Genomic DNA, 26,843 nt, shown 5'->3' with positions numbered 1-26,843 from the left:
CGTATCCATTTACTCATTTGGCAAACGTTTCAAGTATCCTTCCGGAGCAACCGTAATTAAAAGTTTGTCTTCTATGCTTTTATCTACAGCGAACTGCTGATTGTGCTCTAGAAACTGTCTAACTGCACTTTTAGGGCTATTACCTTGTTTCCAAGGACGATCCTCAAAAAAGTGGTCAGGCATATCTTCGACTACTGTATCAAGTACGACTAAGTAACTGCTCTCGCTAACTAATGGTGAATAGACTTCCAATTCTTTATATACATGTTCGTGCGTATGGTTAGAATCAAGTATAATGAGAACCGATTTGCGATCGGAAATGATGTCTACTACTTGCTTGTAGACTTCCTCGCTTACAGAATCTCCTTCAACCAAATGAATAAGATCGGACAACGGATGATTCTCTATTTCAATTCGATTATGCGGTCTAATATCTACATCTACACCGATAACAATGCCATCATTCCCGATTAATTTCTGCAAAGACGCATAGAAAATAACCGATCCACCTCTAGCGATGCCCGTTTCAATAATGACATCAGGCTTAACTTGCCAAATAATCTCCTGAAGTGCGATCATGTCTTGTGGAAATTGAATAATCGGTATACCTAACCATGTGAAATTATACGTATACTTATGTTCAACTTGCTGGAGAATAAAGTCGTGCGCTGTCTTTTTTAGCGTTTCATCATTTCCTAATGCTCGAATGTTTTGTAATTTCTCTAATTCAAATGCAGCTCTATCCATGACAATCACCTATCCCTTATTTTTATTAATCAATAATGATGGCTTTAGGTACAGGAATGATCCACTTCCCACCCCACTGACGTATAAACGATGTTTGCGATATAATTTCATCCTTCAAATTCCAAGGAAAAATAAATACGTAATTGGGTTTTGTTTCTTTGATCCGTTCTGGTGAGAATATAGGGATTCTTGACCCTGGTAAGTAACGTCCCTGTTTATGTGGATTTCGATCAACGGTATAATCGATGTAATCAGAGTCCAGCCCGCAATAATTAAGAAGTGTATTCCCCTTAGCAGGGGCACCGTATCCAACGATTGTTTCATACCGGTTTTTTATTGCGATGCACATACTTACTATATCTCTCTTGACCTGTACAGCTCTTGACTTAAACGTCGCATACATCGCTAAATCTGTTATTCCGAAGCTTTGCTCATCTGCTAACGTTTGATCGAATGCAGAAGAAACGTGGTATTGCTCATTTTCGCTATGTTTGGCGTAGATACGTAGTGATCCTCCATGGGTAGGCAGATGCTCTACGTCAAATACGGTCAATCCATGCTTACTAAATAGTTGGCTTACCGTCTGCAACGAGTAATAGGAGTAGTGTTCATGGTAGATAGTGTCGAATTGAACATGTTCAATGAGGCGCATGAGGTGTGGAAATTCCATTGTGATTAAACCAGTTGGCTTTAGTATCATTTTCATACCAGCTACAAAGTCATTTAAGTTCGGAACATGTGCTAGCACATTGTTTCCTAATAGTAAGTCTGCGCTTTTTCCTTGTTCTAAAAGCAACGAAGCAAGCTTAGTTCCAAAAAAGTCGACAACTGTCGGAACTCCCCGCTCTTCTGCAATTGCAGCAACATTTACCGCAGGTTCAATGCCTAATACGGGTACTTTATAATCAACAAAATATTGCAATAAATAACCGTCATTACTTGCAATTTCGATCACCTGATGACTACTATTTATTTTATACTTCGTCATCATAGCGTCGACATAGGCTTTGCTATGCTTTAGCCAACTGTCTGAGTAGCTGCTGAAATAGGCATAATCACTAAAAATATGCTGGGGTGATTCATAATCCTCGATTTGGACGAGAAAACAACTGTTGCATACAAATGTCTTCAGAGGGTACATCGGCTCTGATTGCTGTAATCGTTCAGCATGAACGTAGCTGTTGGCTAGTGGGGATATGCCCAAATCCAAAAATAGATCCTTTAAAGGATCTCCGCACAGTCTGCAATTATTTATTGTTTCCATATCAAACTCCTATAATAAATGATAATTTCTAATTTGATTGCTCGTTACTTGTGTCATATCCAGTCCACTCAAATAACCGTCATACCAGTCCATCGTCCACTTTACAGCATCTGAAAATGTAAGCTTCGATACCCATCCTAGACGTTGCTCAGCCTTCCCACTATCCAGCACTAAATAGCCTGCTTCATACGGCCCTTCTGTAGTGGAATAATGAATATCAACTGCACGGTCGATATAGCTTCTACTGCATTCTATTAATTGCTCAACCGTCTTGAAAGCTTTGGCTGATGGCCCAAAATTCCAAGCACCGACGTAGGCTTCTTGTTCTGTCCAGACCTTTTCCGCTAAAAGCATATAACCATGAATACAATCGAGTACATGCTGCCATGGACGGATCGACTTCGGCTGCCTAATCGTCATCGTTTCTTGGTTCAAGATCGCGCGTATAAAATCTGGTATAATCCGATCCTTCGACCAATCACCTCCACCGATAACGTTACCCGCCCTTGCTGATGCAATAAACTTGCCGTTCTTTCCATAAAACGAACGTGAATAGGCTGAGCTTACGATCTCTGCACAACCCTTACTGGCACTATAAGGATCATGTCCACCCATTGGATCGGATTCTACAAAACTTTTCTGCACACCACTTTTATTTTCATAACATTTATCGCTCGTCACGTTGATAATGGTTTTAACGGAATCGACTTGCCTTGCCGCTTCAAGCAGATGTACAGTTCCCATCACATTTGTCGAGAACGTTTCGATTGGATCATCATATGAGGCTCGAACTAGTGGTTGTGCACCTAGATGGAATATAATATCCGGCTTATAGCTGGAAATCGCACTCTGTAACTTAGTAAGATCTCGTATATCACCGAATTGTGAACCCATCACTTCAGTAAGATTTGCTACATGATAGAGATCCGATTGCTGGAGTGGTGGCAAAGCATAGCCATAAACATCAGCACCTTGCTGGAGCAAACTAAGTGTGAGCCAGCTCCCTTTGAAGCCGGTATGGCCGGTTACGAATACCTTTTTCCCCCTCCAGAACGAATGCCGCATTACGACCACACCTTCCAAGGCGCTTTATCCGATGACCATAGTTCCTCTAACTTCACTTTATCCCGCAACGTATCCATTGGTTGCCAGAACCCATCATGTAAATAGGCAGACAACTGTTTCTCCGCAGCTAAACCCTCCATCGGCCCTTTCTCCCATATACATGCGTCGTTATCAATATATTTAAATACTTCTGGTCCCAGTACAAAAAAACCACCGTTGATCCACGCAGAATCACCCGCATGTTTCTCGCGAAAACCATTCACCCTGTCGTTCTCCAGTTCGACAACACCGAATCTTCCTGGCGGTCTTACCGTTGTAACGGTAGCCAATCGATTGCTCTTATTGTGGAAGGCAATAAGAGCAGCAATGTTGACATCACTTAGCCCATCTCCATAAGTAAAACAAAAGGTTTCACCGTCCACGTATTTCTCTACACGCTTCAGTCTGCCTCCTGTCATCGAATGTTCGCCCGTATCAATGAGTGTTACACTCCATGCTTCAGAGGCATTGCGATGTACTTTCATTTGGTTGTTGCGAATATCAAAAGTGACGTCTGACGTGTGTAGAAAATAGTTCGAGAAATATTCTTTGATCAAATAGCCTTTATAACCAAGACAAATAATAAAATCATTAATGCCATAGTGCGAATACATCTTCATAATGTGCCAAAGTATTGGCTGGTTGCCGATCTCTACCATAGGCTTAGGTTTAATAATTGTTTCTTCACTAATTCTAGTCCCTAGTCCGCCTGCAAGAATTACAGCCTTCATATCTGTTCCCTCCGTCTTGCTGTCAGCAGTAAGTCTTGACCGCCAAGTACATTTGCAACTACCTGTGTAGAAGTGATTTCAAATCCTGCCAATTGAACGGCTTGAGGTTCAGCAAGAATGGTTAGGTCGCTTATGTTCGAATAACTAATTCGACAAGCAAGCTCCCCATTATCGACCAGATGGTGTCTCAAATCATCATACAAATTGTCCTGATTTCGCCGCGATTCAAGATCAATCTCAAGTATGATATACGTATAGAAATGATCATCGCCTAGAACATTGCTTAAATCAGCTAGTGATCCGAAAACTGTACGATCCGATACCGTTTCGATATCAAGTTTGTATTTGCTGTCCCAATAATAGTTGTGAATAGAGACATCCAACCTATTTTGTAACCGAAGCATATTTTTTAATTGCAGTGGATTGCTGCCGCATTTCGTATTAATGCCTAATATTTTTATCTGATCGCCTGTTGAGTTTAAGTCCAGCTTCTCAAGCATAATGGGTTGAAAATCACAAGCATCCCAAGAATCGAGTCCAAATTTATTTTTAAATATTTCTCTGCATATACCTAAAGAGTTATTTAGTATCTGATTAGCACCGACTGTTATCGATCCAAAGTGATGAGTGTACGTGTCCCCGCAAAAAACGAGCTTGTATCCTGCCCTTCTAATTTGGAAGCTAATATCATCATCAGCAAACTCGCCATAGTAATAAGCAGGATCATAACCACCAAGTTCCTTAAGTAATGCCGTTCTAACCATCAGAACACAAGGCAATAATCGAACTCTTTCTTGCCACTTCAGTGGATCGGACTTATTGTATCCTTCTGCAAATTGCTGCATTTCATCTACATTGTTATAGGCTGCAGGAATACGTTGATAATTGCTGATTACACCTGCACCGGGCGAAACATAACCTATCTTTTCATCCGATTCAATACAAGTAAGCAAATTGTCTAACCATCTCGTTGTAAATATAAAGTCGTTGCAAACAGCAGCTGTATACGTTCCTCTAGCAATTTTTATCCCTTCGTTAAATCCGCCAACCACACCTTGGTTAACAGGCAAATGCAAAGGTCTCGTATTAGCCGGCAGGCTATTAAAATAATCCATCGTACCGTCAGTCGATCCGTTATTAACTGCAATCAACTCAAAGTCGATATGAGACGTGTACGTAAAGATGCTATCCACACACATTTTTGTAAAATCTAATTTGTTATAAGCCAATAAAACAATACTCACCAAAGGTTTCTTTACCGTATTAAGCTGCTCTTGGCACTCGACTACTTTGTTCTTAACAATCTCTTCGACAACATCGTTTGTCCCTACCAATGACTGCTCATAATAAAAAATAGCCCGTTCGAAGTGGCCTAGTCTCTGTAGTACACTGGCTAATTGATAGCGAATGTCCGCATCATCCGGTTGCTTTACTATTTCTTCGAGCAAATATTTTTCAGCTTCGTTATACTTCCCACCTTCTATTAGCTCATATAGCACCTCTTTATTCATGGCTCACACACTCCATTCCTCGATATTGATGAGCTTCACGTCTATTCGGTTACTTCCGATTAATAGCGTATTTTCTTCGAAATAGTTAGGATTCATAACGATGACTGTCGAAAGTCCCCTTTGTGCTGCCTTTTCAATACCGATTATTTCATGACCCGTTCCAGGTAAAAAGTTGCCTATTTTGTTCGGATTAACATCAATGACGCAATCGATGTATGTTCTGCCAGGGTCAATCAAATTCAAGAAGGTGACTCCCTTCGCCCCTGCACCCCATATAGCCACCTTACCGTTTATCGCATAATGTTCGAGTTGACTAACAACCGTCTCTCTCCATTTACGCTCATGTTGGGCAAACCACTTGCTACCTGCTTGATTATTTATAAAAGGTTCAGCATGCTGCTGAATTTGTATCTCACTCGTGTTAACTTTAGCTTCTACCCATAAATATTGACCGTTGAAAATATGTTTTACTTTCACTATGTCAAATCCAGCTAAATGGAACGCTCTAGTAATGGATTGTCTATTAAAATAAGAGTTATGTTCATAAAAGAAATCAAACATCACTTTGTTGTCCAAAATCCAATCCACGCAAGGTGTCTCAAAAAATACTTTGGCATGAGGAGAATGTTCAAGTGCTCTTCTTATCGTTTTTAACAATGAAACTGGATCTGAAATATGTTCAATGACATGACGACAAATTACTGCATCTGCCTGTATATGTGTGCAATCCTCATCATACAAACGTTTCTCGAATCTAAGCTTCCCACCTTGCAACACCTCAGGACCAATATAGCTTGGATCAAATCCATATCCAACGTTATCTCCATGATCCACTATTTTTTTCAGAAAAAGCCCTTTCCCGCAACCAACCTCTACAACATTCATATTCCTTATTCCATGTTTGGTGACTAAGTCAGTAACGAGATCATCTAGGTACTGCTCAAAAAACGTAGAATAGGATTGAGTATTCTCGTATTGACTGTTATAAACGACTTTATCCCCGTCAAAAGTTCGATTGAACACAAATCCGCAATCTGAACATTGGGTAATAGAAAGGTCGCCTCTAGCGATTTGACATGCTTCTTCGTAACTTTTCATCAATATATTTTGCAGTACAGGTATATTGTCACGGGTGAACACACTCGTTACATGTAATGAATCACAAACGGGGCAGTTGTTGATTAGCACAAAGTATACCTCCTTCGAAAGAAACCTTTATATTACTATGAACGTCTCTGCCGAAAAGTTACTGCACAGCAGTCATTTACAAGTAAATGTGCTATTGTAATATGCACTATTTATATACGATTCCATTGGTTATATGATGTCTGGCATAGGGCAGAGAACGCAAAAAAGCCGCCGATGGTCGGCGACTTTTTATATAGGTGGATTATCTTTTTAGATCAAAAAACATGCTGTCATCATTACCAACCGATGATTCATACATCGATCTCGAACGCTGGCTTACTTTTAGCTTGTTAAGTTCGTCACTCGCTTCTTGTTGAAGCTGAGTCATCCGACTAACAATGATGGTGTCTTGAGACTGAATCTGTCTAACGAGTGGCTGTAATTTCTCCACTTGTTCCTTAGTTGGAGTCAGCTCTTGTAACTTAGCGAACAGTTCATCACGTTGCTCGGTATATGCTTCAAATGTCTCTAGATCACTGCTCTCAATCTTCTCGAGCAAATTAGACGACAACTGAATGATTTGGTTTAAGTACGTTTCCATTTGCTTGCCCCGCTTGTTGATTAGATTGTCGCGCTGCTTGAACCCACGTTTCTTTTAGTTCGATCAGCTGATCAAGCACTTCCTGTGCAGGTTCTACTTCTTTTTTAATATTTGCTTCAATGAGACGTTTATTCATATACTCGTAGACGCCAAGTAGTCCTTCAGACAATGGTGAACTACGATCGACGGTTATCATAAATTCTTTAACGATATTTTGCACTTTTAATAAGTTTGTGTTTGCATCTGCATAGTTATTTGATTGAATAGACTCAATACCTTGTTTACAAAAACGGATAGCACCGTCAAATAACATAATTAGGAGTTGTGCAGGCGAAGCTGTTTGGATTGTCGTTTCCAAATATTTATTACGTTGTTGTAGTTGCATGCTGCAACCTCCTATTGACTAAATTGTTGCGATAACCATGAGCTTTGGGAATTCATCTTGCTAATATGTTTCTCCATTGCAGTGAATTGCTTGTAGTAACGGGTTTCCATATCAGCCAATCTTGCTGTTAATCGCTTCATCTGCTCAGTAATATCTAAGCTCTCTTTCCCTAGTGAGAAGCTCTTGTCAACCGATGTGATTGTTCCTGCCCTGTCGGTGATTTGTTTCAATATAGTAGTTGTCTGATCATGCAATCGAGTTGCGATTCCATCTGTAGCTTCAGTAGCACCATTCTTCGTAAATATAGCCATAACCTCTTCTGGGTTATCTGTTAACGCTTGTTTCAGCTTTTTTTCATCAATATAAATTTTACCTTTATCAGAATACGATCCACTTATCGTTTTCCCAACAATGTTTGAACTCGATATACCTATTTCAGCCAAGCTCTTTAGTTGTCCATCAGGAATACCACCTACGAATGCAGACAATGATGAACGCATCGTACTTAGCGCGCCAGAGAGTAAGGTATCATTCGACAACATACCCATCTTTGCTTTTTCTTCCCATTTTTTTATATCTTCTTCTTTCATAGCCTCACGCTGCTCTGGTGTCAACGGCTTGAAATCACGTTGTTTCTTTTCAACTAATTCTTTATTCACGTCGTCTATCAGCGTATTATATTTTCCTATAAATGTTTTAATACGTTCAAATACTGCATCTACGTCTTGAGAAACACCAATGTTAACAGCCGTATTAGTTGTTTCTTTAGCAGTAAAATTAAAGCCCGCTATTTCAAATGAATTGGAGTTATATTCTGCCTTTATTCCGTTAAACTCAACCTTTGCATTAAGTCCTTTGGCATTAATGGCGGATGATTTAATCCAGGTATTATCCAGCCCCAATTTCATTACAATATCCCCACTAACATCAGAGAAAGTAATTGGAGTACCAGCATTTGAATTACTAAATTCTAATTGTCCGCTGCTGTTTAATTTTACGCCTACACCGTCATTTATCATTCCACTATTCATCTGTGAAACCAAATCAGCAACTTTTGTTGTGGCTGTTACATTAAAATTATATTGTTTGCTACCGTAATTAACCGTTAACACTTGCGTACCTGTTATACCGCTGTTAACGTAGCTATCTCCAGTCAATGAACTCATGCCGCCAACCGTAACTTCGGATGATCCAGTGAATCCGAATATACTATTGATGTTATTTCCATTTGCTAGTTCTAGATTAACTTGTGATAATGTGCCTGATTTTGTACTGTTAAAAAAGATCCGATCTAACTTCTCATCATAAGTAGCCCTAACCCCCGTCGAGGCTGTTTCATTATTAATTAACGCCACCATTTGAGTAACAGAATCACTAGTTTTAATATTGATTGATTTAGAACCTTTTTCACCTGTAACAACTAGTTGAGTATCGCTGCTTAAATTCAAGCTTCCAAGTGTTTTACCACCGCCAGCCGCTCCAGCCAAATCACCCGATGTTAGTGAAGCTCCTTGAGCAAGTTGGTCAATTTTGATGCTGTGCTGACCTTCGCTCGCTAGTGACGTAGCTGAAACTGTAACCTTATTTTCTTGCGAAGATGTTACTTTTTTTGATAAATAACCTGATTCTAGCTTCATGTCGAAAGCAGCGTCTTTAAGCTCTCGTATTTTGTTATTCATAGTACGATAGTCGTCACGTTTCCATTCAAGCAACTGCTTTTTCTGTATCATCTTATCAAGCGGAATACGTTTTGCCGCCATCAAATCTTTAATGATTAAATCCGTCTCCATACCAGATGCTAATCCACCAACTCGTAGCATTGTGTTCCCTACTTTCTCTTTTTAGATTTTCTATCTCTTTTCATCTATTAAAATGCCAGCCATTTCCCATAGCTTTGCTACAAAATCGAGAGTTTTTTCCGGTGGAATTTCTCGAATAACTTCTCCTGATTCTCGATTCAACACTTTGACTGCTATCATCTTTGTTTGTTCATGTATAGTAAATTCAAGGCTCGTTTGTGTTCCTTGCATCGCTTTAATAGCTCTGTCGATTGCCTTAACTAATTGTTCTTCACTTACTGTAAATTGGTCTCCTCGTAGTTCAGCAGACCTCAAATCATTCAAATTATTAACGGTATACACGGATGATTCTGCTGCATTATTTACAGCATTATTTACAGCATTTTTTACGGGTTCCACAGATTTGTTTGCCGATGCAACACGATCTGTAGATCCACCTCTTCCTGTGACCGATAAATCCATGTTCATCACAAATCAATCCCCCAACGTGTTCTGTTATACTCCATATATCGGATAATTTTTGTCAAATGATTAGCAAATGGTTAAAAACGGGCAAATAAAAAAACCTTAGCATATCCGAAGGATACACTAAGGTTTTTTCGGTTCTATTAACGAAGCAATTGAAGTACGCCTTGTGGCTGTTGGTTAGCTTGTGCAAGCATAGCTTGTGCAGCTTGAGCAAGGATACTGTTTTTCGTTTGTTGCATCATTTCTTTAGCCATATCTACATCGCGGATACGGGATTCAGCAGCAGTCAAGTTCTCAGAAGAAGTTCCCAAGTTGTTAACTGTGTGCTCAAGACGGTTTTGAACTGCACCTAGCTTCGAACGCTCAGCAGAAACGGACTCAAGAGCGTTGTTAACTGCTGTGATTGTAGCTGATGCTTGTTCTCTGTTAGAAACATCTACACCTTTAACTACTAGAGTATCTCCAGCAGCTGGATTTGCTAGGCCAAATGTTGTTGCTAGATCCAATGTGCCTTTTGTAGTATCTGTAAACGTAATAACGCTTGTCGCAAATGTTCCGACTTTCACGTCATCTTTGAATACATCAGAACCTACAAATTTATAAGTACCTGGTGCAAGTTTGTTGTTCGTTTGACCAGCTTCAAGGTTTTTAGTAAGACCAGCTACGCCAGCAGCATTAATTTTAATTGTGTCGCCATCATTTAGTGCTGTAGCTTTTGCAAACGTGTATGTTCCACCACCAGCAGTTGTAGCTACGTTTGTTGCAAGGGAAGCAACGATTTGACCTTTAGCATCAAGAAGATCAGTACCTTTTACAGTGTATGAACCTTCGCCTAGTACTTTACCAGCAGTACCACCAAATACTCCGTCTGCAACTTGTACGCCAGAAGTAAGGTTAAGACTAGCAGAACCCATAGCGTTAATGCCAAGTTTCATTGTTTGGTTTTCGTTAGCACCGATTTGGAAAGTTCCGCTGAATGAGCCATCAACTAGTTTCTTAGTATTGAACTCAGTAGTGTTGGAAATACGATCGATTTCAGTAACTAGTTGGTCAACCTCTTTTTGGATTTCTCCACGGTCAGAATCTGTATTTGTGTCACTTCCTGATTGAACAGCAAGTTCACGCATACGTTGCAAGATGCTGTGTGTTTCATTCAAAGCGCCCTCAGCAGTTTGAATCAAAGAAATACCATCTTGAGCATTTTTGGAAGCCATGTCCAAACCACGGATTTGACCACGCATTTTTTCGGAGATTGCTAGACCAGCTGCATCGTCACCTGCACGGTTGATGCGAAGACCAGAAGACAATTTCTCGATGTTTTTGCTTGTAGCTGCACTGTTAGCACCTAGTTGACGGTGCGTGTTAAGAGCTGCGATATTGTGATTAATAATCATTGTTATTTCCTCCTTGAAATTTTCGGATTTCCGCATCCTTGCGGAAGCAACGATAATAATTCGGCCGTACTATTATCGTGCTAATTTATTTATCGGTTATTTCATTTGATTGTTTATAGTAGTTAGAAAAAATTATTTACCGAACAGCTTAGCAACATCTTCAAGTGATATTGTTCGACTAGCTGCTGCTCGATTTTCCTCTTGAATTGTTGTGTAAATCTCTTTCCGATAAATGCTCACATCCTTGGGAGCACGTATTCCAAGCTTAACATTGTCACCTTCCACACCAAGAACGATAATTTCAACATCATTGCCAATCATGATAGATTCATCAATTTTGCGTGATAGAACAAGCATATCTTTTCACCTCCAAGTTTGTGAAACAACTGCTTCGAAAGCTTCACTCTATATGCGATTAAGCGGAGCACGTGAACTGTAGTTGCGGTCATGCAAAATAAGTTGTTTGCCCACAGCTTTTGTTTTATTAAGCACAATAGGAGCTAATAAATTGATTGTCGATTTCTCGGGATCTGCAGGTATCGTAATGATAGACCATATCTCAACATCGCCCTCATGCATAATACCTAATTCCTCCTTAGTAGAATCCGAGAGCACCCACTCATAATCAGGATAGAATAGAAATGGGCTTGTGACCAATAATGAAAGATCCTTATCGTCAGTAGACTTCATCAGCATCATAGGAATATTATCGCCAACATGTTCGAAATAAAACTTATTAAGATGTTCGAATCCAGGTATTCCTTGATCGAAGTGATACGTAGTTATATTTGCATTCACAGCATAACCTCCTGAAATTAACGATATATAATTTAATTAAAATAAAAACTATAGACATCAAGCGTAACACGCTGACGATCTATAGTTCAAAATGTGATTCTTTCTCATAGAAGTTGGTCAATTTGTGGAGGGATGAATTCCACCTTAGGGTATTGACTCATATAAATCTCTAGCTTGCCTCGTTCATATTCATGAATAGGTTTATTTACTTGAACGTTTATGTTCACCCCGCCACGAGTCGTTTCAATGGAGAGCTCGCCCGGAGTATAGGTAATATCAATATTGTCAAAAGAGGCTTCCCCTACAAAATCAAACTCTGGGAAGGTACGCTTCCAATCACGTGCCATCTCTGCAATCGGATTTCCGCCTAAATGAATCGCAGCCATCTGATCACCTTTTTCTACAATACGAGCTAATCCTTGTAGGGCAATACTTGACGCCGCAGAATAAATTCTACTCATCGTCTCCAAACTATTGCCCATTGCCAATGCATCCCACATTCGATCTTGATTAATGTCTAATCTGCCCTGAGTTGTTTGGAATTGCTGCACCGCTTCGACTTGCTCCATATCTACAGTCGCTTTTGGCTGTTCAATATGCTGCTTTCCAATATCCGCATCTATAAATAAAGACGCGTGTTGTTGACGAATTCCAATCTGAGGTATTTGCATTGGAGCCTCCTATCTCAAGAAGTCAACCAAACTTGGACGTATAAGCTGGGCACCTACGGAAAGAGAAGCTTGATATACATTTTCTTCTGTCTTCATGTTCGTAATAACTTCGGACATATTTGCATCTTCCGTTTTTGCCTGAACCGTTTGGAGATTAATGCCGATGTCCTCTAAACGATTTTGTACAATGTCGACACGATTAACTTTGGCACCAACTTCTGCTCGCTTCGTAAGCATCGTATTCATACGTGTATCAACCTGCCCAATAAGGGAAGAAATACCTTTTTGATCGCCTGCTGCTAACATATCATGCGCGCGTTGCAGAAGTGCAAATACGTTAGTACTTGCATCTATCTCCGCTTGTGTTGCCGTTGGAGATAGCGCATCACCGAATACTTCATTGCCTGTAATGTTAATACCGAGCTTCATGCCAGCAGATAGTTCATATTTAATGCTGCCATTGTCAGAAGCTACTTGAAACGCTTTTAGAAGTGGAGGATTGGCACCTGGATTAGGCGTTCCCTCAACTCCCATTGTTGGATAAGGCTTATCACCCGTTAGTTCGCCGTTAAATACTTGTTTACCGTTAAACTGACTGTTCCCGATTTCCACCATTTGATTGTATAGCTGGGAAACTTCCACTTTAATCGCGTCCATGCTCGTCTGTTCATATGTACCATTTGCACCTTTTACCATCAGCTCTCTAAACCGCTGCATAATTTCCCCGGCTTGTCCGATCGAAGTATCTGTATACTCCAGCATGGACATCGCGGAGCTTACATTTTCCGTATATTGATCGTTAGCATCGAGCTCACTACGATAACGTAGTGCAAACGTGATACCAACAGGATCGTCTGATGGTTTGTTAATCTTCATGCCTGTTGAAAGTTGGTTCTGTAAATTGTTCATACGTCCCATATTGTTAGATATATTACGCAGAAGCTGCGTATTCATCATCGATTGCGTTACACGAAACGACATCATCTATTCCCCCAATGCTTAAAGTTAGATTCCTACTCGTCCCATACCATTAATAACTCTGTCTAACGTCTCATCGATCATCGTCATGTTACGAGCGGCTGCATTATAAGCATGTTGGAACCTGATCATATTGGACATTTCTTCGTCCAGCGATACGCCACTAACGGATTGTCTACGCGAATTCACTTGATCAACAACAATTTGTTGATTCGTTTGCATCCGTGTCGCTTCAGCAGCTTGTACACCAAGCTGACCTACAACGGAACGGAAATATGCGTCGACAGTATTTTTGCTCTCGCCTGTTCCAGGGTCAAAGTCGAACCTTGCATCCCTCATCTGCGAGAATAGAACAGCTAGTGTATTGTTACCATTCACAACTGTTTCAGATCCATCCGCGTTTTGGGTGATACGCATAGAAGTAGATATAAGATTTGAATTAGCTGCAATCGCTGGGTTAAGCCTAATACTTCCCGCTGTCAATCCGGCAGTTCCACCTGCACTATCCGTGAAGAACGGTAGTCCACCTTGTTCGCCAGCAATGTTATAACCAAGCTGATGAAGACCATTTAAACCTTTTACAGTTACGGTTGTATCCTCAGTCAAAGTCCGATTCGCGCCACTATACGTAACTCCATTGAGCACTGTACCATCCGGCAATACCGATCCTTTAGGTAAAGTTACTTCAAATTCACCATTAGCCATCGTGTCGACTAGTTTATCTAGTTCTTTAATATAACCATCTACAAAACGATCTCTAGCATGTATCGTTCCGTAAATCGTTCCGCTCGTTAATTCACCAGAAGCAACAACACCCTCAATCGTGGCAGCATCTATTTCCGTGCGATTTCCACCTTCCACGAGCTGGATACCACCCATATTGATGTTATAGCCCATCCCCGTCTCTACAACACGTATATCAACGAGTCCTGACAACTGATCTGTCAATAGATCACGTTGATCGCGCAAATCGTTCGCATGGTCGCCCAGCCCTTCAATTCTGCGAATCTCTTCGTTCAACTGAGCAATATTATTTGTTAGTGAATTAACTGTTTTAACGTTGATATCTACATTTTCGGTAAGATCAGACTTTAGGTCCGTTAATTGTTTAGCCGTATAATTGAAAGCATCCACCATAGCCATCGTCTGCTCCATAACGACTTTACGTCCGTCTGCATTCTCTGGATTTTTACTGAGGTCCGACCATGAGTTCCAAAAGTTCGAGATTACCGTTCTGAACCCTGTATCGCTAGGCTCATTAACAATACCTTCAAGCTTCGACAAAGTATCTAGTTGCACGGAGAAGTTTCCATGCGATTTATTTTCATTACGGAATTGATTATCTAGAAAACGCTCGCGGATACGTGTAATAGAGTTCGCCTCTACACCCGTTCCGAGCTGACCTGCAGCTGCCGATTTCGAGTAGCCAATCGCATCAATTGGTCTCGTAGCCTGCATATTCACTACTTGTCTGGAATATCCAACGGTATTTGCATTTGCGATATTGTGGCCCGTAGTATTTAGAGCAGATTGTGTTGTGAACAAACTCCGCCTTGCCGTTTCGAGTCCATGAAAAGTTGATGCCATCGAATATCCCTCTCTTCTTACAATTTCAAATTAACTCTGCCACTGCGATTCTGAACCATGCCCTGCACCGCTTTATGATAAGTCACTTCTTCATCTTCCGGTCCAAGCAACAAATCTTGTGTGAAGTGCAAATATTCTAGTGTCATCTTAACTAGCTGTTGGTTAAAATCATTCAGATCCTGCAGCTCAGCTATAACCGCTCGTAAATCGTTCCATGCGATATGAAGCTGACGTTTCTCTTCTGCTTGATAAACAACTTGGATCAGCTTCTCCATCTTAAAAGAGCGCTGATTGCTAGCTACCTTCTGCGATAGCATATATTTGCCTACCAAAAAAGCACGATTTTTCTCGTGCTCTATTATCCGATCAAGGCACCGCTTCTCTTTCGTAGCGATGTAAGATAGCCCATCAATATTATTGTTCGATATCGCATCTGTCTTCGCTTTGCCATATTCGATAAGCTGGCGATGCTCATGAATTAATTCCTGCAGCAATATCAAAATTTTCTCGATGTTCTCATTCACCGGACATCTACTCCTTTAAATACGGTAGAAGCTTCTCTGCTATCTTGCCCGCTTCCACGTGATACGTGCCGGAAGTAACGGACTGCTTAAGTTCATTAATACGCTCGTTCCGCTCCGCATTACCTAGCTTACTTGTCGTTAGCATCTCTTTTGCTGCGGCTGAGATTTGCACTTCGTCTTTCTGACGAGCTTTCTTAACTTCATCCCCACGATATTCCGCTTGCTTCTGATAAGGATTAACTCCGCCGATCCGATTTGTTTCGTTTATTTTCAATTTATCCACCTCATTATTTACAAGAACTAAAAAAGCCGATTACCTTTACAAGTATTATCGGCTCTAGTCAAGTTTTATTTAATAGTATCTTACATTTATCTGTCCTTATACCCGCTTAGACCTTTATAAGCAGCTTTAGTAGCGGTCAGCTTTTCTGCTTCTTCCACTTTTTTAGCTGCATTTTGGAGCATCTGTGTTTTATCTTTTAATAACCTTAGACGGCAGGTCTCACATATATGACTCTCTCGAATTGGGATTCCACAAGATTCACACGCATAGGACATATTAGGAGCATTCACCATCGAAATGCGGCCCTCACGAATGAATTTCGTAATCTGCTTAATTGAAACTCCCGTTTGGTCCGAAAGCTCACTAATGATAGCACCTTTATACTTCCTCAAATAATCAGCACAAATCTGATATTCATTATCGATTTCCCGTATACATACCGGGCATACATCTCTAAAATTTTTGGCAAATAACTTGCCGCAGCGAGGACAATTATCTAAATTCATCGCTTCTGGCCCTCCTCGTATCCGAATAAACTATAACTATATACAGTTTAACGGATATCTGAACTATTTTCATTAGGGAAATTGGCTGATAAGAGTAACAATTCACATTTTATGACTAAAAAGATGGTTCAGGATCTAGCCCACGTTAGCACATAGATGTCGAACTTTTCACCCTCGTGCTCTTTTATAACATTTGCACAGGCTTCTACTGTACTTCCTGTCGTATAAATATCATCTATTAATAGGATACGAAGTCTTCTATTTAAAGTGCCTTGAAGATCAGCCCTTCGAACTAGCTCCTCTAATTGCCCTCTATTTAATGAAAAAAGTTGTTGAGCATCTCTTAACCTTTCCGAGCGTGTCTTAAAGCTCATCTTCTCGGTATGACGCTCTCGTAACAGCAATTGATATAAAGGAATACGAAATGTTGTAGCAAGAGATTCCGCCAGTTGCTCTGCCTGATTGAATCCGCGCTCTTGCGCTCGTTCGTTACTAATAGGTACGTAAGTTATCGCATCCCAACATATATTTTCTTTAGACGACACTAAACTACTTTTTATTTGCTCCATCCAACCCTTCTTCCTTGTTTTTGAAAAAGACTCCCTATCCTTCGTTACGTGCTTACTTTGAGTTAGAACCTCCTTAGTTAATCGCAGTAATACTGGAACTAGCATTGCGGTAAGAATAGGTCCGAGACGTTCGTTGCCTCTATATTTGTAGAGAGCCAGCCATTCCCGCATCGAGGAGCTATATGTCACCGCACTCCGGTTTAATAGGAAAGGTCGCTCCTTACGTCGCAAGCAGTCGTCACATTGCACACTTCTCCCGCAGTATGAACAAATAATACGACTTAACCAAGGAATAGATGAGTAACACTCGCCACACAGAGAACGATGAAGAATAGCCATTTCTCTAGTTTCCTGTTCTCTTCTCGTTTTATTTGACGCCATACCTTTACCGCATATTGTACAGTTGCTAGATTGAGGCACCATGAAATCGACTGAACGACTCGCAAGCGATCCAACATGCGTAATAAACACCATTAATTTACTTATGATCCTCATCAACTGGATACCTCATTACGCGAAGCATCACTCAGATATCCTTGCTTTCTAGCGATTCGATTCATAGCTCGAATATGGTGAATGGCCCTCATTTGTGACTGACTACGTTCCTTTGCGCAAAAATAAACATGTCCATGCGGATCACTTGCAGATCGACCTGCTCTCCCAGCCATCTGAACAAGGGATGCCTCATCAAACAGCCCTCCATCAGCATCCAAAATAAAAACATCGCTTTTTGGAATCGTTACACCTCTCTCCAAAATCGTAGTCGTGACCAGTATGCGAATTTTGCTCGCTCGAAAGTCGCTCACTTTCTGTGCTCGTTCTGGGTCCTTGGATGAAGTCGCTGCGACGGCGGCACATTGCAGCCTTATTCGAATAAGAGCAGCAAGATGATCAACAAGTGCTATTCGTTGTACAAACACAAATAGTTGTGCTCCTCTGCCAAGCGATTTCCGAAGTGCTTGAACCAATCCAATCGGTAGTTTATTGTTATCCAACATCTGCTTCACTGACATTGTTTGAACAATTTTTGGTACGGGTAGCGGATGACGATGAAAACGAACTGGCACACGAGCATGTGCAAGTTCGCCCCGCTTCGCAGCCAATTGAAGAATGCGTGGTGGAGTGGCCGACAATAACAATCTTGGTGCACCTCGCTTGCAACTTTTATCTGCAGCGTAGTGGAGCATCGGGTCACCGTGGTATGGATACGCATCGATTTCATCAATAATGACTAGATCAAAAGCTTCGTGAAACCGGAACAGCTGATGTGTCGTCGATAATGTAATATGCCCTCGCTCCCAGCGCTGTTCACTTCCTCCATACAACGTAACAACAGTTGCTTCTGAAAACGCACGACGAATGCGAGGATCAAGCTCAATAACAACATCACGTCTAGGCGAAGCAATAAGTACATGCCCACCCCTGCTTATAACAGCATCAATGAGCGGAAAAATCATCTCCGTTTTCCCCGCTCCCGTAACCGCCCATAACAAAAAGTTTTGTATATCTGACCTTCGATCAAACTGCCCCTCTTTACTTCTATAACGAGAAAAGATATCACCAAATAGCTTAGTTGCTCCGTGCCAAAGCTCTTTCCCTCCTGAAGTAATTACATGAAGTGCACGATTCTTCATTTGACTAATGAAGGTACCTTTGTCGAAATATTCTTTATGCCACAGCACATTTTGTCTTTTCTTGCACGTCCGCATTAGCTTACGCACGTGCTTGCTCACTTCACGCTGGACGTATTGATGAACGTCAGCTGGTACCTGACAAAGCTCCTTACTAACATGTCTGCTTATACCTTTTGTTTTTACTCGTTCCATAACTCCACTTAAAAGTTGTGTCCCTTCTACAAACCGAAGTGCCTCAGCCGCAGCCGAATGCTGGGCTGGGCTAAGCCCCCATTTCCCTAATCTCTCGTTAATCGAATAAGGGGTTTCTATCAAACCACTTCCTGAGCTCATCTTATTGGACGACAACGGGTTGTTGTAGAGCCCGCGAATAAGTAACTCACATTCGCGGCTCCTCCCCATCGTCAAGCAAGCTTCGCAATAGGCACACATCCGCCCGCACGCCGCACAGCGCGTGCGGCGCATATAAGCTTCCCCGCTGCCGCACCGCAGGCAGCGGCACCGAACACGAGCGTTCGCTCGCCCGCCCCAATCGGCGGTGATCGCTCCGCTTAGGCGCACGTGCCCGAGCAGCGAAGCTAGCTGGAACACTTCGTTCCAGCTCCCTTCTGCGCCGGGCACGGATGCGCCCTCAAGCAGGGCGCGCGCTTCGCCGCTAAGCAGCGCGCGCCCCTGTAAGAGCTCTGCGGCAATTTTAGCCTTTGCCGCAAGCAATCCTACGCTGATTCTACCCTCAGATTCAGACTTTACGGCTTCAGCTCCATTCCCCCTATTACCTCGATCGCTATTGTGTTCCCACCACTCCGCATTAAGGAATGCTTCATCGAAGTTTAAATGCTCAACTCTCCTTTTATTCCCCCACTTTTTTTGAGATCTCTGCATTTTAGTAGAATCAAATTGCCCCTTTTCCACAAGAGAACTAGCCTCCATTTGCTTAAGCTTAAACCGTTCAATCGCCTTCGCCAGCTCAACTAGCGTCTTCTCCGCTTCCAGGCGATCCATTGCCTCGTCACCGCGACCATATCTGTTATCTATTACGATATTATTTACACTCTTTGTACGTTTATTTTGATCATCGTTACCATTCCATTCTTTCTTGTTCCACATCTCAGCGATTCCTTGTGCGTGACCAAGAGGCAACATTTCCTTCCACAACCATGCCATATCTGCAGTTTCATCCATTCTTTCTTCGCCGAACCAATACAAATAATCAACCGCCGGTTGAATAGTTAGTATCGCCTTCCACCATCCACTATGTTTAATCACATACACTTGTCCCTTCATCCGTCCCGCACCTCCTCGCGAAATAAAAAAAAGCGCACCCGACGATGCCGAATATCGGCAAAATCGAGTGCGCTTCACTCTTTGTAAAGATATGGATAAATTATATGCTAAAATGGCATCTTCGACAAGTCATTTGGATTTTGCAAATCTACCAATACAGCGTGTTCTGCTTCCGAAACAATTCCTTCGGCCTGTAACATCCATAACATTTGAAGAGTAATTCCATCCAATTGGGAGCGCTTACCGCACTGAGGTTCCGAATGATCCATTGAATGATCCTTCTGAACGTGAATATGAACCTCTTTTCCACTCCGTCTCATACGTTCCACAATTGCTTTTGTTTCTTCTGTTACGCCTTGATCCAAAACCGTTAACCGAATATCCTTCCCAATTAACCTTGAGAAAGAAAATAATGATCTTAAGTACCATTCCATATTTTTTTGTCCTTTATCTGCAATCAGCACATAATGGTTACTCGCGCGTCTGCGCCCCCGTCCAATCCAGAAAGCCAGATGCACCAGCAACGCTGCGAGCGTGTAACAACCCATGATCAGCAACAGAAGCTCCAACATTTCGGCCACCTCCTCTTTGGATCACTATATGCCGTTTCTAGCCTATCGGTTACGGCATTCGAGGACAAGGCGGTTTTTATATGCATAAGCTCTTACGAATCGACAAAAATACACCCTTGTTGAATTGATAATATATGCTATTCTTTTTGTACATCTTCAATCATATATACAATATGATGACCTATACATACAAAGAAAGGATGAATCCCTTAACAGCGATCTAGTTAAAAATGTATAAAACAATAAAAGGAGAGTGAATGGATGAACAAGTTTAAGAAACAGCTGCTATACCCATTAATGACGCTGTTATTATTGACTCTTCCTCTTAACTCGTTAGTTTTCGCAGAAGGTCTAAACGAGGAAACTCCTACCGCTGTCTCAGCTACACCAGCCGTCGTCTGTGAGCAATACTCAAAGCATGCCCATAAGGTGGAGCAACAAGATACTTCTACACCGTTTATTAAGATCAATGGTGATGGCACTGCAACTGCGAAGTTTAAAACGAAAATCGATTGTGTAGAAGTCAGCTTCTCCGTTTATACTTATGAAGGTACGCCTGAGCCTTATGAAAATCAGATTCATTATAGCGGAGCGACTATAAAAGTAGATGCAGCAGGCAGTGCAGAACTAACGATTGATCTTCCTCGCTGCGGACTCGCCCAACTAGATTTGTATGCTGGTCCTCCGCAACTCGAGTTAAACCCTGGGTATGGACATGATCATCTTACCTTGATCAACTTCTTGTTATATAAAGGAGGCATTTGTCCAACGCCAACACCTACTGAGACTACTACACCGACACCAACGCCAACACCTACTGAGACTACTACACCGACGCCAACGCCAACACCTACCGAGACTACTACACCGACGCCAACACCAACACCTACTGAGACTACTACACCGACGCCAACGCCAACACCTACTGAGACTACTACACCGACGCCAACACCAACACCTACTGAGACTACTACACCGACTACAACACCAACACCTACTGTGACTACTACACCGACTACAACACCAACACCTACTGTGACTACTACACCACCGCCAACTGGTGATACTACACCATGGCCATCGCCGCCTAGTAGTCCAACACCATCGCCGACACCAACACAAACATCTACACCACTACCATCACCTACACCATCGACTATCATACCGCCGATTTTACCCGATCCTGTGACTCCTTCACCTGTACCATCGCCAACTATAGAGCCTTCACCTTCTCCAAGTGCTTCGGAAGCTCCGATCATTGTAGAAGAAGAACAGCTACCTAAGGGTGAAGAAGAGACTCCAAAGGAAGAAGAACCTGAAGTCATCGTAGATGAAACGACAGAGGAAAATATCCCTCCAGTAGATACCTTACCGAAGACGGGAGAAAACAGTCCCATCCCGTACTACTTATTAGGTTCATTTATTGTAGCATCCGGCTTTATAACTCTTAAGAAACGTCGTCGTAATGAAAGCTAATAGAAAAACATAAATAGAGGCAGTCTCCCAGGGTCTAAATGACCCCAAGAGATTGCCTCTATTGTTATAATTATAACGTTACCCAACCGAATTTTATGGAGCTGATAACCGCTTGTGTTCGATCGTCAACTTCCATCTTTTGCAAAATGCTGCTTACGTGGTTTTTGACCGTTTTTTCACTTATAAACAAGTATTCGCCAATCATCTTGTTACTCTTGCCCTCGGCCATGAGCCGTAGTACTTCTGCTTCACGTCTTGTTAGCGGGCTCTCGTTTGTTGCAATGTATTTCACTCCAGGTTCCTTCGTAGCTGCCGCTCCCGAAGTAACACCCATCTCATCAAGATAGGTCATCCGGCGTAGTTGATTAATCAACTTACCCGTTACCTTAGGATGAATATAAGAATGTCCTTGGTGTACAGAACGAATAGCATTGATTAAAGCTTCAGCTTCCATATCTTTAAGCAAGTAGCCGGTCGCCCCTTTACGAAGCGTCTCAAACACATAGCTCTCGTCATCATGAATGGATAAGATAATAACCTTTACATCAGGGAACATACCCTTTAACCGTTCTGTCGTAACAACGCCAGTCTCAATCGGCATGTTAATATCCATCAATACGATTTCAGGCATCGTATGATTACAGAACTCAAGCACTTGAATGCCATCACCGCACTCACCGATCACTTCAATATCGTCTTCCATATTTAGAATGCGCTTTAATCCTTCACGGAAAAGCTGGTGGTCGTCAGCCAAAAGAATTTTGATCTTTCCTGAAGTGCTAGCCGATATCTGGTTCATTACTCTCATTCTCCTTTCTATGTTCGGAAGTCGTTGGAATATCTATTACAATCTTCGTTCCTTGTCCTATTTTTGAGTCTATATCCATCCTTCCTTCGATTAACTCCACTCGTTCTCTCATACCAACCAAGCCAAAGTGAGAGTTTCGGCTCGTCGGCTTACCAACCGATCCAACCATAAATCCAACACCGTTATCTTGAATTGTTAGTGAAATAACTTGCTGTTTGTAGTTAATCTCAAGTGATACGTATGAAGCGTTAGCATGTTTGAGCACGTTTGAAAATGCCTCTTGAACCATGCGGTAAATAGCCGCTTCCATGGCTGAAGGCATTCTAATTTCTTTACCAGTCAAATCAAACTTCGTTCGAATTCTTGACTTCTCCTCGAAGTCTTGTGCGAACTTTCTTAGTGCAGGAACAAGACCCAAATCATCCAGTGCCATCGGTCTTAGATTAAAAATAATTTTGCGAATCTCTTCAAGACCGGATCGCACCTGACTCTTCAGATCTACGAGCTCACCTTGTACCAATTCGAACTGCTGCTTAATAATCATTCGCTCAGCGATTTCAGTACGTAACACAATATTTGCGAGTGACTGTGCAGGCCCATCATGGATCTCACGAGCTATACGTTTACGTTCTTCTTCTTGTGCCAATATTATTTTCAAACCCAGAAGTTGTCTGGTCTTCGCTGATTCGATAATACGTGTTACCTGATTCAAATCCCCAGATAAATATTGGAGCACAACATTGATTTGAGAACCGATCATTTCTGCGCGCTCAATAGACTTTTCTACATTCCGAACGCGCTTCTGCAGATCATCACGACGAGATTTCAAATAATTTTCTTTCTCGCGATAAACCATCAGATCAAGCTGGATCTGAGTTGCTTTTTCATATGCGGATTTAATATCCTCTTCTTTATAACGCACAAAGTCACGACTGACCTCAGTCAGTCGCATACGTGCACGCCGGTATTCTTGCTCTAATTGGTCCACCTTATCGATGGTTCGCACGGTTTCTTGAAGCACCTGTTCTAACTCTTGCTCCAGAGCCTCAAGCTCCGTACGCGCCGATTCACAAATTTCATAGATTTGATATTTGCTATCTTCCATGACTTGTATGGCGTTAGTAATGACTCTATTTATATCGACTGTCAGGTGGTTCACTACGGTTTGGCACTCCTTCATAAAAAAGGATACTACACTCTATCATACCACACTTTTACCATATCCCGTAAAGTTTAATCTATCGTAATCTTTTTAAGTTTCTCTTCATATCCGACTTTGAAACCTAACTTCTCTGTAAACAAGCGTACCGGAATAAGTGTCCTACCATTACGTGTGAATGGGGCCACATTTGATGTATATCGAACGCCATTAAGCAGATATTCCTTCTTGCCTATTGTCATCTCGATCATTTGATTGCCTCTAAGAACCGTTACTCTTCTCGTCTTATCATCATACTCCACTTTAGCACCCATAGCCTCGGACACGAAGCGAAGCGGTACGTAGGTTGATCCATTTTGAATCAAAGGGGCAGCTTCTAATTTTATCGGATTCCCATTAACTGTTGCCTTTGTATTTCCAACGTTCATAACGATTGAAGCTCTTGTTGGCTCACTTACTTCAGCTGCTGTACGTAACATAATATTATCAATTGCAAGCGATCCAGAAGTTGCCTTCAATTCACTTCCTTTATCAATCGTGACAACGTAAATTCGTTTTAGCTTTGCTGGGAAAGCCATTTCTGAAGCAGCTAAATCGATCTTAACATTTTTCCATCCATTCCAATTAAGTTCCTTCGCGACATCGAGCAAATGTGCTTTACCTTTCGCGTCAACGAATTCAGCACGAACCCAGTTCTTACTATTGTCGCTGTAAACGTCCATTGTCATAGATGTTGGTGTACCCGCGATTGTTCGCCCTTCTGGACTTAACATTGCATAGACCGCTCTTGTACCCGTACCGCCCGAGAAATCATAGTTGATTTGAAGCGCACGACTGCTCTTCTGCTCAGGCAAGTCACTAACGAGCTTCACGGACCCTTTTGTCGTATCCGCTGGCGTTACTTGCGTCGTTATCGCATAACGCGATACTTCAAAGTCCTCAACCGATACTGCTTGTTCACCTTTTACAAATGGAACCATCGTTCCGTACCCATCATAACGAGCTATTGCATAACCAGTAGTAGTGTTGTCTTCTACCGTATCCACAACAACCGCGCCATTTTTATACGAACCGCTGAACCCTACAAACTCCCAAGTTAAAGCATCACCTGTCATATTAAACGTCCGCCCATTCTTAAGCTTAATTGTAACAGGAACATTTAAAGTTGACCCTTTAGTGAGCATACCTGCAGAATTATTGATCTTCATAGACGCAATCTGTTCTTGCCCTATTACTTCTACGTCGTATTGTGACTGGATTTCACCGGAACTAACTGTAATCTTAGTTTTTCCGATTTTGGATGCCGTAAACACATTGTCTTGGAAACTTCCAACATCGCTTGAGTTGCTCCATTTCAGCGTAGTAGGGTCAACCGTAATCGGATTGTAATAGGTATCATAACCTTTTACCGAAAACTGCGCCGTTCCTCCCAGTAACATCACGTTTGAGCCACCCACAATCATTCCTTGCAGCGATCCTTGAGGAGCAGTAGTAAATACACCTATCCCGTTGGATACGCTTCGTTGCGAGCTCTCCTGCGTCTGATGGGACAATTGAATGGACGTGCCGCCGAGCGGCCGCTCCGTCATCGTGGTGGAACCCCCACCATCTAGATTAACTCCTTTATGAACACCAAGTTGTACCATAACATCTTGTAACTCTTTCAGACTTAGACCAGTATTGCTTCCGGCTTTCTCGCTAGTTATCATATATACTTTCGTTCCATCAGCTGAATAACCAACAGCAGAACGCGAAGTGTAGGATGAACCACTCACACCTTTTATATCTCTTGAAAAAGGAGATGCCGCACCATTTTCAACAAGCAGTGTGTGACCACCTACTAACATTTGAAGGGAAGCAGGATCTATTGGGGTTTTATTCGTTTGTGAAACAAGTGAATAAATAGATGTTGCCGCTTGTCCAATCTGCATATTATCTTTAATAAATGTTGCCGCTTTACCATGCGCACGTAAAATGTATCCATTTTCCGGAATTTCCCCTTGGATCGCCGTGTCGTATGTAATTTGTTCGATTATCCCATCCCGCACCAATACTTCAGTGGGTTTCGTCGACGAATTCTTCGGCCGTTCAGCACCGCCCCAAGCACGAGTATAAATAAACATTTTGTCCACGTGACTGTAAGTGACACCTGCTACCTCAGGGTAATAGGTCGACTGGTTTACGCCCTCTAACGGAAATACTTGTCCATTCTCAGCTGTTACTGTTCCAGAGAATTCAAACGCATCAATGATTGGCTTACGATCGCTTGTAACTGCGAACGCATACATCCCTTTCAGTCTGGAAGGACTGGATACTAAAGTACCGCTCGTCACTTGCGCTCCGAGTGGCGCCCCTTCGTTAGTCATGACAAATACATCACCATTGATGCCAGCAACTGCTCCGCTTTCCTTCGTCATATTCAATATATTGTTCCGTTGTCCAACACTGTTGTTTTTTCCGCTCATTGCATTCAATGAAACATGGGGATTCGTTAAATCTACCTCAATGACATGAACATCAGTTTGAACGGATTTATTTTTCCTTGTCGTGTGCCAAACATAATCAAGTCTCTTAGCACCAGATGTTATGATAGATTGTTGCTTCAGCTTCAAAACAGGCGCTGTCGAAGCATCTGCTTGTGATACTATGTATGATTGCCAACTCCCCGGCATTATCGTTGACACTGGCTGTACAAGCAAAACACCACTTATTGCAATAACGATCACTCGTCTCCCTAACCTACTCTTCTGTTGATCGCTCATGTTAGTAACCTTGCGCATTATTTTTGCAACTCTCCCATCTCTATGTATCTACTTAATATAGACTACTAGAATACGAGAAAAGTTACGTTAATAAAAGACT

The 26,843-nt window shown here is 41.9% G+C and carries 26 protein-coding genes; 1 reads left to right on the top strand and 25 read right to left on the bottom strand.

All coding sequences use genetic code 11. The features are described from left to right. Window positions 1-9: 9 nt before the first annotated feature. The 22 genes from I6N90_RS22830 to I6N90_RS22725 all read right to left on the bottom strand — a co-directional run bounded on the left by I6N90_RS22830 (window position 10) and on the right by I6N90_RS22725 (window position 20,538). Window positions 10-747 (bottom strand): cephalosporin hydroxylase family protein, encoded by a 738-nt coding sequence (locus I6N90_RS22830; RefSeq protein ID WP_197938064.1) that lies wholly within the window; start codon window positions 745-747, stop codon window positions 10-12. A gap of 25 nt (window positions 748-772) precedes the next feature. Further along, the gene (locus tag I6N90_RS22825) at window positions 773-2,011 is read right to left on the bottom strand and encodes a class I SAM-dependent methyltransferase (protein ID WP_197938063.1); all 1,239 of its coding nucleotides are present in this window, start codon (window positions 2,009-2,011) and stop codon (window positions 773-775) included. A 9-nt stretch (window positions 2,012-2,020) separates the two neighbouring features. Continuing rightward, window positions 2,021-3,076 carry a CDP-glucose 4,6-dehydratase gene (gene rfbG, locus I6N90_RS22820; protein WP_197938062.1) on the bottom strand — a complete coding sequence of 352 codons (1,056 nt, stop codon included), beginning with the start codon at window positions 3,074-3,076 and terminating at the stop codon, window positions 2,021-2,023. Next, window positions 3,076-3,846 carry a glucose-1-phosphate cytidylyltransferase gene (rfbF, locus tag I6N90_RS22815; protein ID WP_197938061.1) on the bottom strand — a complete coding sequence of 257 codons (771 nt, stop codon included), beginning with the start codon at window positions 3,844-3,846 and terminating at the stop codon, window positions 3,076-3,078. The genes rfbG and rfbF overlap by 1 nt, the downstream gene beginning before the upstream one ends. Next, window positions 3,843-5,357: a glycosyltransferase gene (locus I6N90_RS22810; protein WP_197938060.1), complete on the bottom strand. Its 1,515-nt coding sequence runs from the start codon at window positions 5,355-5,357 to the stop codon at window positions 3,843-3,845. The genes rfbF and I6N90_RS22810 overlap by 4 nt, the downstream gene beginning before the upstream one ends. 3 nt (window positions 5,358-5,360) lie before the next feature. Beyond that, entirely contained in the window at window positions 5,361-6,545 is a 1,185-nt protein-coding gene (locus tag I6N90_RS22805; RefSeq protein ID WP_332262502.1) for a class I SAM-dependent methyltransferase, read from the bottom strand. A gap of 202 nt (window positions 6,546-6,747) precedes the next feature. After that, the gene (fliT, locus tag I6N90_RS22800) at window positions 6,748-7,086 is read right to left on the bottom strand and encodes a flagellar protein FliT (protein WP_197938059.1); all 339 of its coding nucleotides are present in this window, start codon (window positions 7,084-7,086) and stop codon (window positions 6,748-6,750) included. Further along, complete coding sequence (gene fliS / locus I6N90_RS22795; RefSeq protein WP_197938058.1) at window positions 7,046-7,471, bottom strand: flagellar export chaperone FliS; 426 nt, start codon at window positions 7,469-7,471, stop codon at window positions 7,046-7,048. Before fliS ends, fliT begins: the two co-directional genes overlap by 41 nt. Window positions 7,472-7,482: 11 nt before the next feature. Beyond that, a complete protein-coding gene (gene fliD / locus I6N90_RS22790; protein ID WP_197938057.1) occupies window positions 7,483-9,291 on the bottom strand; it encodes a flagellar filament capping protein FliD in 1,809 nt (602 codons plus the stop codon). Window positions 9,292-9,321: 30 nt separating this feature from the next. Then, complete coding sequence (locus tag I6N90_RS22785) at window positions 9,322-9,738, bottom strand: flagellar protein FlaG (protein ID WP_232243282.1); 417 nt, start codon at window positions 9,736-9,738, stop codon at window positions 9,322-9,324. A 140-nt stretch (window positions 9,739-9,878) separates the two neighbouring features. Further along, window positions 9,879-11,132 (bottom strand): flagellin N-terminal helical domain-containing protein, encoded by a 1,254-nt coding sequence (locus I6N90_RS22780; RefSeq protein WP_197938056.1) that lies wholly within the window; start codon window positions 11,130-11,132, stop codon window positions 9,879-9,881. Between the two features lie 132 nt (window positions 11,133-11,264). Next, window positions 11,265-11,489 (bottom strand): carbon storage regulator CsrA, encoded by a 225-nt coding sequence (gene csrA / locus I6N90_RS22775; protein WP_197938055.1) that lies wholly within the window; start codon window positions 11,487-11,489, stop codon window positions 11,265-11,267. A gap of 48 nt (window positions 11,490-11,537) precedes the next feature. After that, window positions 11,538-11,930: a flagellar assembly protein FliW gene (gene fliW / locus I6N90_RS22770; protein WP_332262501.1), complete on the bottom strand. Its 393-nt coding sequence runs from the start codon at window positions 11,928-11,930 to the stop codon at window positions 11,538-11,540. A 104-nt stretch (window positions 11,931-12,034) separates the two neighbouring features. Continuing rightward, entirely contained in the window at window positions 12,035-12,601 is a 567-nt protein-coding gene (locus I6N90_RS22765; protein WP_197938054.1) for a DUF6470 family protein, read from the bottom strand. Window positions 12,602-12,610: 9 nt separating this feature from the next. Next, window positions 12,611-13,585 (bottom strand): flagellar hook-associated protein FlgL, encoded by a 975-nt coding sequence (gene flgL / locus I6N90_RS22760; RefSeq protein ID WP_332262500.1) that lies wholly within the window; start codon window positions 13,583-13,585, stop codon window positions 12,611-12,613. 21 nt (window positions 13,586-13,606) lie between these two features. After that, window positions 13,607-15,166 carry a flagellar hook-associated protein FlgK gene (flgK, locus tag I6N90_RS22755; RefSeq protein WP_197938052.1) on the bottom strand — a complete coding sequence of 520 codons (1,560 nt, stop codon included), beginning with the start codon at window positions 15,164-15,166 and terminating at the stop codon, window positions 13,607-13,609. A gap of 17 nt (window positions 15,167-15,183) precedes the next feature. Then, entirely contained in the window at window positions 15,184-15,690 is a 507-nt protein-coding gene (locus I6N90_RS22750; protein WP_197938051.1) for a flagellar protein FlgN, read from the bottom strand. Between the two features lie 7 nt (window positions 15,691-15,697). Next, entirely contained in the window at window positions 15,698-15,964 is a 267-nt protein-coding gene (flgM, locus tag I6N90_RS22745) for a flagellar biosynthesis anti-sigma factor FlgM (RefSeq protein WP_197938050.1), read from the bottom strand. A 95-nt stretch (window positions 15,965-16,059) separates the two neighbouring features. Next, window positions 16,060-16,479, bottom strand: a complete 420-nt coding sequence (locus tag I6N90_RS22740) for a TIGR03826 family flagellar region protein (RefSeq protein WP_197938049.1) — start codon at window positions 16,477-16,479, stop codon at window positions 16,060-16,062. A 128-nt stretch (window positions 16,480-16,607) separates the two neighbouring features. Then, a complete protein-coding gene (locus tag I6N90_RS22735) occupies window positions 16,608-17,546 on the bottom strand; it encodes a ComF family protein (protein WP_197938048.1) in 939 nt (312 codons plus the stop codon). Next, a complete protein-coding gene (locus I6N90_RS22730) occupies window positions 17,543-19,966 on the bottom strand; it encodes a helicase-related protein (protein ID WP_232243269.1) in 2,424 nt (807 codons plus the stop codon). Before I6N90_RS22730 ends, I6N90_RS22735 begins: the two co-directional genes overlap by 4 nt. Window positions 19,967-20,073: 107 nt before the next feature. Beyond that, entirely contained in the window at window positions 20,074-20,538 is a 465-nt protein-coding gene (locus I6N90_RS22725) for a hypothetical protein (protein WP_197938047.1), read from the bottom strand. 261 nt (window positions 20,539-20,799) lie between these two features. Between I6N90_RS22725 and I6N90_RS22720 the strand changes: the two genes are divergently transcribed. Continuing rightward, window positions 20,800-22,014: an LPXTG cell wall anchor domain-containing protein gene (locus tag I6N90_RS22720; protein ID WP_197938046.1), complete on the top strand. Its 1,215-nt coding sequence runs from the start codon at window positions 20,800-20,802 to the stop codon at window positions 22,012-22,014. Between the two features lie 70 nt (window positions 22,015-22,084). Here I6N90_RS22720 and I6N90_RS22715 read toward each other — a convergent pair whose 3' ends face one another. From I6N90_RS22715 to I6N90_RS22705, 3 genes are read right to left on the bottom strand one after another with little or no spacing between them, the layout of a single operon-like run. Further along, on the bottom strand, window positions 22,085-22,813 hold the full coding sequence (locus tag I6N90_RS22715) for a response regulator (RefSeq protein WP_197938045.1): 729 nt from the start codon (window positions 22,811-22,813) through the stop codon (window positions 22,085-22,087). Continuing rightward, window positions 22,794-24,002, bottom strand: coding sequence for a sensor histidine kinase (locus tag I6N90_RS22710; RefSeq protein ID WP_197938044.1), 1,209 nt, complete (start codon window positions 24,000-24,002; stop codon window positions 22,794-22,796). Before I6N90_RS22710 ends, I6N90_RS22715 begins: the two co-directional genes overlap by 20 nt. 53 nt (window positions 24,003-24,055) lie before the next feature. Beyond that, on the bottom strand, window positions 24,056-26,761 hold the full coding sequence (locus I6N90_RS22705) for a stalk domain-containing protein (RefSeq protein ID WP_197938043.1): 2,706 nt from the start codon (window positions 26,759-26,761) through the stop codon (window positions 24,056-24,058). Window positions 26,762-26,843: the final 82 nt, after the last annotated feature.

The sequence above is a fragment of the Paenibacillus sp. GSMTC-2017 genome (genome assembly GCF_016019935.1).
Taxonomy (GTDB): Bacteria; Bacillota; Bacilli; order Paenibacillales; family Paenibacillaceae; genus Pristimantibacillus.
This window is presented reverse-complemented; position numbering and strand designations above follow the sequence as displayed.

Bases quoted from the DNA above. Each gene is read 5' to 3' on its own strand.
- I6N90_RS22830 (WP_197938064.1), bottom strand. From the start codon at position 747: ATGGATAGAGCTGCATTTGAATTAGAGAAATTACAAAACATTCGAGCA.
- I6N90_RS22825 (WP_197938063.1), bottom strand. From the start codon at position 2,011: ATGGAAACAATAAATAATTGCAGACTGTGCGGAGATCCTTTAAAGGAT.
- rfbG (WP_197938062.1), bottom strand. From the start codon at position 3,076: ATGCGGCATTCGTTCTGGAGGGGGAAAAAGGTATTCGTAACCGGCCAT.
- rfbF (WP_197938061.1), bottom strand. From the start codon at position 3,846: ATGAAGGCTGTAATTCTTGCAGGCGGACTAGGGACTAGAATTAGTGAA.
- I6N90_RS22810 (WP_197938060.1), bottom strand. From the start codon at position 5,357: ATGAATAAAGAGGTGCTATATGAGCTAATAGAAGGTGGGAAGTATAAC.
- fliT (WP_197938059.1), bottom strand. From the start codon at position 7,086: ATGGAAACGTACTTAAACCAAATCATTCAGTTGTCGTCTAATTTGCTC.
- fliS (WP_197938058.1), bottom strand. From the start codon at position 7,471: ATGCAACTACAACAACGTAATAAATATTTGGAAACGACAATCCAAACA.
- fliD (WP_197938057.1), bottom strand. From the start codon at position 9,291: ATGCTACGAGTTGGTGGATTAGCATCTGGTATGGAGACGGATTTAATC.
- I6N90_RS22785 (WP_232243282.1), bottom strand. From the start codon at position 9,738: ATGAACATGGATTTATCGGTCACAGGAAGAGGTGGATCTACAGATCGT.
- I6N90_RS22780 (WP_197938056.1), bottom strand. From the start codon at position 11,132: ATGATTATTAATCACAATATCGCAGCTCTTAACACGCACCGTCAACTA.
- csrA (WP_197938055.1), bottom strand. From the start codon at position 11,489: ATGCTTGTTCTATCACGCAAAATTGATGAATCTATCATGATTGGCAAT.
- I6N90_RS22765 (WP_197938054.1), bottom strand. From the start codon at position 12,601: ATGCAAATACCTCAGATTGGAATTCGTCAACAACACGCGTCTTTATTT.
- flgL (WP_332262500.1), bottom strand. From the start codon at position 13,585: ATGATGTCGTTTCGTGTAACGCAATCGATGATGAATACGCAGCTTCTG.
- flgK (WP_197938052.1), bottom strand. From the start codon at position 15,166: ATGGCATCAACTTTTCATGGACTCGAAACGGCAAGGCGGAGTTTGTTC.
- I6N90_RS22740 (WP_197938049.1), bottom strand. From the start codon at position 16,479: ATGAATTTAGATAATTGTCCTCGCTGCGGCAAGTTATTTGCCAAAAAT.
- I6N90_RS22730 (WP_232243269.1), bottom strand. From the start codon at position 19,966: ATGAAGGGACAAGTGTATGTGATTAAACATAGTGGATGGTGGAAGGCG.
- I6N90_RS22725 (WP_197938047.1), bottom strand. From the start codon at position 20,538: ATGTTGGAGCTTCTGTTGCTGATCATGGGTTGTTACACGCTCGCAGCG.
- I6N90_RS22720 (WP_197938046.1), top strand. From the start codon at position 20,800: ATGAACAAGTTTAAGAAACAGCTGCTATACCCATTAATGACGCTGTTA.
- I6N90_RS22715 (WP_197938045.1), bottom strand. From the start codon at position 22,813: ATGAACCAGATATCGGCTAGCACTTCAGGAAAGATCAAAATTCTTTTG.
- I6N90_RS22710 (WP_197938044.1), bottom strand. From the start codon at position 24,002: ATGAAGGAGTGCCAAACCGTAGTGAACCACCTGACAGTCGATATAAAT.
- I6N90_RS22705 (WP_197938043.1), bottom strand. From the start codon at position 26,761: ATGCGCAAGGTTACTAACATGAGCGATCAACAGAAGAGTAGGTTAGGG.